Below are 5,345 nucleotides of genomic sequence, written 5' to 3' on the forward strand. Positions count from 1 at the left end.
CCCGAGCTCGTGTCCGCCGGCCGTCCGGGCCGGGCTCAGGCGGCCCGGCGGCTCTGGCCGCGGTGGACGCGGACGATGTCCGCGTACCGGTGCCCGCTGCCCTTGATGGTGCGGACCTGGGTGCGGTAGTCGACGTGGACCAGGCCGAAGCGCTTGTCGTAGCCGTACGCCCACTCGAAGTTGTCCAGCAGGGACCAGGCGAAGTAACCGGCCAGCGGCGCACCCCTGCGGGCGGCGGAGGCGCAGGCGGCGAGGTGGCGTTCGAGGTAGTCGCGGCGCTCGGGGTCGTCGACGCTGCCGTCGGGGCGGACCACGTCCGGGAAGGCGGAGCCGTTCTCGGTGACGTAGATCCGCCGGGCACCGTACTCCTCGGTGAGCCGCAGCAGCAGCGTCTCGATGCCGGAGGCGTCGATCTCCCAGTCCATGCCGGTGCGCGGCACACCCTCGCGGCGGACGGAACGGGCGTACGGCGCGGGCCCCTCGGGGTCGTCGGTGACGTGGGCGGGGAAGTAGTAGTTCAGGCCGAGCCAGTCGAGCGGCGTGGCAATGGTCGCCAAGTCGGCTTCACTGACCGGCAGTTCGACGCCGTAGGTCTCCACCATGTCGGCGGGGAAGCCGCGGCCGTGCACCGGGTCGAGCCACCAGCGGTTGACATGGCCGTCGTGCCGGCGGGCCGCCGCCCGGTCCTCGGGGCGGTCGGTGGCCGGGTGCACGGTGGACAGGTTGTTGACGATGCCGATCCGCGCGCCCGGTACGGCGGCGCGGATCGCCTGGGTGGCCAGGCCGTGGCCGAGGAGCAGATGGCAGGAGGCGCGGACCGCGGCGGTGAGGTCGGTCCAGCCGGGGGCCATCGTGCCCTCCAGGTGACCGATCCAGGCCGAGCAGGACGGCTCGTTGAGGGTGGCCCAGAGGGTGACGCGGTCGCCGAGGCGTTCGGCGACGACGGAGGCGTACTCGGCGAATGCCAGGGCGGTGTCCCGCTCCGGCCAGCCGCCCCGGTCCTGGAGCACCTGCGGCAGGTCCCAGTGGTAGAGCGTGACGGACGGGGTGATGCCCGCCTCCAGCAGGGCGTCCACCAACTCGTCGTAGAACGCGAGGCCCTTGGGGTTCACCGGTCCGGTCCCGCCGGGGACCACGCGCGGCCAGGCCACGGACAACCGGTAGGCGTTGACGCCGAGTTGCCGCATCAGCCCGATGTCCTCCCGCCAGCGGTGGTAGTGGTCGCAGGCGACGTCGCCGTGGTCACCGTTCGCGATCTTCCCGGGGGTGTGGGAGAAGGTGTCCCAGATCGAGGGCGCACGGCCGTCCTCGGCGACGGCCCCCTCGATCTGGTACGCCGCTGTGGCCGTGCCCCACAGGAAGTCGCGGGGGAAGGCGGACAGGTCGATGGGTTCGGACACGGAAGTCCCTTCGGGATCAGGGTTGGGGGTCATTTGACGGCACCCGCCGTCAGACCCGCGACGAGATAGCGCTGCAGCAGCAGGAAGCCGGCCACCACGGGCACGCTGACGACCAGCGAGGCGGCCATGATCTGGTTCCAGTAGACGTCGTTGAGGGTGGAGTAGCCCTGGAGGCCGACGGCGAGGGTGCGGGTGGTGTCGTTGGTCATGACCGACGCGAACAGCACCTCTCCCCAGGCCGTCATGAACGCGTACACGGCGACCGCGACGATGCCGGGGATTGCGGCGGGTACGACGATCCGGAACAGCGCGCCGAGCGGGCCGCAGCCGTCCACCAGCGCCGCCTCGTCCAGGTCGCGCGGCACCGAGTCGAAGTAGCCGATCAGCATCCAGATGGAGAACGGCAGCGAGAAGGTGAGGTACGTCAGGATCAGCCCGCCGCGGGAGCCGAACAGGGCGATGCCGGTGGCGTTGCCGATGTTGACGTAGATCAGGAACAGCGGGAGGAGGAACAGGATGCCCGGCAGCATCTGCGTCGACAGCACGGTGACCGTGAAGACGCGCTTGCCGCGGAACTCGTACCGGCTGACGGCGTAGGCCGCGAACACGGCGATGACCACCGAGCAGACGGTCGCCGCACCTGCCACGATCAGCGAGTTCGTGAAGTACTTCGCGAGCGGCACGGTCGACCAGATGTCGATGTACGGGCGGATCGTCAGCTCGCTGGGCAGCCAGCGGAACCGGCCGGTGACGTCGGCCAGCGGCTTCAGCGAGCTGGACACCATCACGTACACCGGGGTGAGCACGAAGCCGGCGAGCAGGGTCAGGAACACCCGGCGCGACCACAGGAACGAACGTGGCGGCGCCATCGGCGACTCAGGCATCGGCGGTCCTCCGTCCGCGCGAGGTCAGCAGCAGGTATCCGCCCGTCACCACGAGCAGGAAGAGCAGCAGCAGGACGGACATGGCCGAGCCGGTGCCGAAGTTCCAGGTGACGAACGAGGACTGGTAGATGTGCACCGAGATGAGGTCGGCGGCCTCGGGAGCGGCCTTGCCGAACAGCACGTACGGCGTGTTGAAGTCGTTGAACGTCCACAGGAACAGCACCAGGACCAGCACCTGGTTGACCGGGCGCAGCGACGGCAGGGTGATGCGGCGGATCTGCTGCCACATCCCGGCACCGTCCAGCGCGGCGGCCTCGTAGAGCTCCCGGGGGATGTTCTGCAGTCCGGCCGTCACGATGAGGAACGCGAACGGCCAGCCCTTCCACACCGACACGGTCAGCAGGGCGTAGAAGCTGTTGTCGCCGATCAGCCAGAACGACGGCTTGCCGGTGAGGTGCAGCTGGTCGTGCAGCACGTGGTTCACCAGGCCGTTGTCGTGCTGGAACATGAACACCCAGGTGATGACGGCCGCGTAGACGGGCAGCGCGTACGGCACCAGGAACAGCGCGCGCAGCAGGCCGCGGCCGCGGAAGGTGTCCTGCATGAAGACCGCGGCGGCCGTGCCGATCAGCCAGCACAGGCCGACCGACAGCAGGGTGAAGCCGACGGTGACGCCGAACGACTGCAGCAGCGCCTTACCGACCGGGGCGTCGAAGTCCACCGACACCCGGTAGTTGTCCAGGCCGCTCCACGGAGCGGTGCTCCAGTCGCGGATGTAGAACTGCGTGAGCTCCTTGAAGCTCATCACGATGCCCATCGCCATCGGCACCAGGTGCACGAGGAGTTCGAGGAGCAGCGCGGGCAGGAGCAGCAGGTACGGCAGGGAGACGCGGCGGATCCACCCGGCGCGGCGGCGTGGTGCGCGCGCCGCGCCGGGGGACGTCTCGCGCACCGGTTCCTTCAGTGCGGTGGTCGTCATCGTGGTCACGCCGCCGGCATCTGCTGCTGGGCCTTCTCCAGCTTCGCCTTCACCGAGTCGGTGGTCACGGCGCGTCCGGCGGCGGCGTCGGCGAACAGTTCCTTGACCGCCGTACCGACCGTCGTCTCGAACTGCGACTCGGACGGCACCTGCGGCAGCGCCGCCGCGCTCGTGGCGAGGGTGTTCTTCAGCACCGCGGTGTCGGGGGCACCGAACGCGGGGTCGTCCTGGGCGGACCTGACCGGCGGGACGGTGCTGTAGGCCGTGTTGAGGATCTTCTGCTCGGCGTCGGAGGTCATGAACTTCACGAACTTCGCGGCGCCGTCCAGGTTGTGGGTGTTCTTGAAGACGGCGATGTTGATGCCGGCGACCATCGAGTTGACCTGGGTGCCCTGCCCAGGGGTGCCGGAGCGGACGGGGACGGGGGCGATGCCGTAGGCGTCCTCGCTCATGCCCTGGGACTTGAGGTTCGCGGCGGCGGACTGCCACAGCAGCATCGCCTGCTTGCCCTTGGCGAAGTCGCTGACGGACTGGTTCTGTGCGTACTCGGCGTCGCCGGCCGGGACGACCTTGTCCTTGGCCATCAGGTCGACGTAACTCTTCACCGCCTCCACGACCTTGGGAGCGGTGAAGTCCGGCTTGCCGTCGGCGGTGAAGAAGTCGGCGCCGTGCTGCTTGGCGAACACGAAGACGTGGTGGATGTTCTCCGAGAGGTTCGCGCCCTCGGCGCCGAGCACCGACTTGCCCTGAGCCCTGATCTTCTTTCCGTCGGCGATCAGCTCGTCCCAGGTGGCGGGCGGCTTGCTGATCCCGGCGTCGGCGAAGATCTTCTTGTTGTAGTAGAGGGCGTACGCCATCGAGTACAGCGGCACCGCCGCCGGGTCCTTGCCCTGCACGCCCGTCGAGCCGAGCGCGGACTCCACGAAGCGGTCCCGGCCGCCTATCTTCGCGAAGTTCTGCTCGTCCCACGGCAGCAGCGCGCCGGTCGCCTGCAGCGAGGCGCTCCAGGTGTTGCCGATGTTCAGCACGTCCGGGCCCTGGCCCGAGGTGGTCGCGGTCAGGATCCGGTTGAGCAGATCCGACCAGGGCACGACCTCCAGTTTCACCTTGATGCCGGTCTGCTTCTCGAACTTGTCGAGCTCCGGCTGGAGAACCTTCTTGTCCACGGCGATGCTGGCGCCCTGGTTGGACGCCCAGTACGTGAGCGTCTTCGGCGAGTCGTCGGACCCGCCGCCGGTGGACGATCCGCCTCCGCAGGCCGTGGCCGCAAGGGCGAGAGACAGGGTGACGGCGCCTACGGCCGCGGCTCGGATCCTGCGCATGGCTCCCGGTGTCCCTTCAGGGATTGCACTCATGACTTAATTTAGGACGTGAGTTAATCCCGCTCGGGGGCGATCGTCAAGGGATCGGGCAGGGGGAATCGGGGGTTTGCCGGGAGCTGGGGTGGGGGTGGGGTGGGGTGGGGGCAGGGCTCGGGAGGGTCGGGGGTGCGGGTTGGGGGCGGCCGCGGGTTCCGGGGCGTGGTCGGGGGCGGGCGTGCGGCTGGGTACGGACGCCGGTCTGCGGTCTACAGTCGGCGGTCTACGGACAAGATCCCAAGCCGAGGCCCCCGATACGTCGGCGCGGCCGGCACTCGTATAGTCGCGGCATGGTGACTGCGACTGTCCGTGAATGGCATGACGAGGAAGGGTGGGGGGTACTCGACTCTCCCGAGACACCCGGCGGTTGCTGGGGCCACTACTCCGTCATCCAGACGAGGGGCTTCCATACGCTCTCGCCGGGACAACGCGTAGATCTCCAGTGGGAAGCCCTCGGCTACAAGCAAGACGGCTACACCTACCGCGCAGTGAACCTGGTGCCTCGGCCAGCCTGACATTCCAGGCGTCCGAAGCTCCCGAAGCCCTGTAGACCGACCTCCGCCATGGCTGCACCACAAGCGCACCAGATCGAGCGGGGAACAGCAGCGAGCCACGGTGAGCGCAGCGGTGCCAGACGGAGCCCTCTCTTTCGGCCTGCCGCTTCGTCCGGGCTGCGGCGCTGGGGCGCCCGTGCCCGCAGCGCGGGCGGCCGACCAAATTAACC

At 69.1% G+C, this 5,345-nt stretch carries 5 protein-coding genes; 1 reads left to right on the forward strand and 4 read right to left on the reverse strand.

Going from position 1 to position 5,345, the window contains the following annotated elements; all coding sequences use genetic code 11:
• Nucleotides 1-35 precede the first annotated feature (35 nt).
• The 4 genes from ABZ923_RS40805 to ABZ923_RS40820 are packed head-to-tail and all read right to left on the reverse strand — an operon-like array spanning nt 36 to nt 4,585.
• Nucleotides 36-1,433 (reverse strand): GH1 family beta-glucosidase, encoded by a 1,398-nt coding sequence (locus ABZ923_RS40805; RefSeq protein WP_361483352.1) that lies wholly within the window; start codon nt 1,431-1,433, stop codon nt 36-38.
• Nucleotides 1,430-2,269, reverse strand: a complete 840-nt coding sequence (locus tag ABZ923_RS40810; protein ID WP_361483361.1) for a carbohydrate ABC transporter permease — start codon at nt 2,267-2,269, stop codon at nt 1,430-1,432. The genes ABZ923_RS40805 and ABZ923_RS40810 overlap by 4 nt, the downstream gene beginning before the upstream one ends.
• 7 nt (nt 2,270-2,276) lie before the next feature.
• Complete coding sequence (locus ABZ923_RS40815) at nt 2,277-3,263, reverse strand: sugar ABC transporter permease (RefSeq protein ID WP_361483364.1); 987 nt, start codon at nt 3,261-3,263, stop codon at nt 2,277-2,279.
• A gap of 5 nt (nt 3,264-3,268) precedes the next feature.
• On the reverse strand, nt 3,269-4,585 hold the full coding sequence (locus ABZ923_RS40820) for a sugar ABC transporter substrate-binding protein (RefSeq protein WP_361483355.1): 1,317 nt from the start codon (nt 4,583-4,585) through the stop codon (nt 3,269-3,271).
• Between the two features lie 326 nt (nt 4,586-4,911).
• Here ABZ923_RS40820 and ABZ923_RS40825 point away from each other — a divergent pair, with 326 nt between their 5' ends.
• Nucleotides 4,912-5,136, forward strand: a complete 225-nt coding sequence (locus ABZ923_RS40825) for a cold shock domain-containing protein (protein ID WP_361483358.1) — start codon at nt 4,912-4,914, stop codon at nt 5,134-5,136.
• The last annotated feature ends 209 nt before the right edge of the window (nt 5,137-5,345 follow it).

This window comes from Streptomyces sp. NPDC046881, from assembly GCF_040645015.1.
Lineage (GTDB): Bacteria > Actinomycetota > Actinomycetes > Streptomycetales > Streptomycetaceae > Streptomyces.

Excerpts from the sequence above, each read along its gene's own strand:
- ABZ923_RS40805 (WP_361483352.1), bottom strand. The coding sequence starts at position 1,433 with ATGACCCCCAACCCTGATCCCGAAGGGACTTCCGTGTCCGAACCCATC.
- ABZ923_RS40810 (WP_361483361.1), bottom strand. The coding sequence starts at position 2,269 with ATGGCGCCGCCACGTTCGTTCCTGTGGTCGCGCCGGGTGTTCCTGACC.
- ABZ923_RS40815 (WP_361483364.1), bottom strand. The coding sequence starts at position 3,263 with ATGACGACCACCGCACTGAAGGAACCGGTGCGCGAGACGTCCCCCGGC.
- ABZ923_RS40820 (WP_361483355.1), bottom strand. The coding sequence starts at position 4,585 with ATGCGCAGGATCCGAGCCGCGGCCGTAGGCGCCGTCACCCTGTCTCTC.
- ABZ923_RS40825 (WP_361483358.1), top strand. The coding sequence starts at position 4,912 with ATGGTGACTGCGACTGTCCGTGAATGGCATGACGAGGAAGGGTGGGGG.